Origin of the sequence: Acetonema longum DSM 6540 (genome assembly GCF_000219125.1) — a bacterium.
In the GTDB taxonomy this organism is placed as follows: Bacteria; Bacillota; Negativicutes; order Sporomusales; family Acetonemataceae; genus Acetonema; species Acetonema longum.
In genome coordinates, this window is record NZ_AFGF01000153.1 from 1 (window position 1) to 864 (window position 864).

Here is an 864-nt window from a genome sequence, read left to right on the forward strand (position 1 = left end):
TGTCACAACCGGAAGGTCCCGTCTTTGCCGAACTTCGCCTGCCCACCCCACACCCAGGAACCATCGCCCTCACCATCCAGCGCCAGGATACGCAAATCCATATCTATCACGGCGCCGATGCGGCCACCGTGCAGGCGGCCTTAACAGCGCTCAACCGTCCATGCTAGGAGATCTCTCCCGGGCTGAGCGGATTTACCTGGCCTGCGGCTATACCGACCTGCGCCAATCCATCGACGGCCTGGCGGCCACTGTGCCGCAACGCTTTCACTTAGACCCGTTCTCCAACAGCCTGTTCCTGTTTTGCGGCCGCCGCTGTGACCGCATCAAGGCGCTCTTTTGGGAAGGGGACGGCTTCGTGCTGTTGTACAAAAGGCTGGAAGCGGGCCGCTTTCAATGGCCCAGGGAGGAAAGTGAAGTTAAACACATTACCACCCAACAGTTCCGCTGGCTGCTGGAAGGCTTGAACATCGAACAGCCCAAAGCCCATAAACCGGTTCAGGGAATCCAACTGATTTAAGGCCGGAAACGATAGGGAAATCAGCCAACCTATGGTATACTATGGCTATGAGAACTGTGACGGAACAACCCACTCCCCTGGAAGAAACCATGACCGTGAACCGTGCCCATTATGAGGCCTTACAGGCGGAAAATGCCCAGTTGAACCAGAAGGTCAATTGGCTGATGGAGCAAATGCGCCTGGCACGCCATAAGCGCTTTGGCTCTTCCAGTGAGAAAAGTCAATATGACGCCCTGAACCTGTTTAACGAAGCGGAAGTCACTGCGGATCACAAGCGGCCCGAGCCTGACCTAACGGCAGTGCAGACCCATTACCGCAGAAAAACCAAGGAAAGCCGGGATAGGCTG

Annotated in this window: 2 protein-coding genes; both read left to right on the forward strand. The window is 56.2% G+C overall.

What is annotated here, in order from left to right; genetic code table 11:
* Positions 1-160: 160 nt before the first annotated feature.
* Entirely contained in the window at positions 161-517 is a 357-nt protein-coding gene (tnpB, locus tag ALO_RS14680; protein WP_004097234.1) for an IS66 family insertion sequence element accessory protein TnpB, read from the forward strand.
* A gap of 47 nt (positions 518-564) precedes the next feature.
* The coding region (locus ALO_RS14685; protein WP_193760817.1) for a transposase at positions 565-864 on the forward strand (300 nt) is incomplete at its 3' end.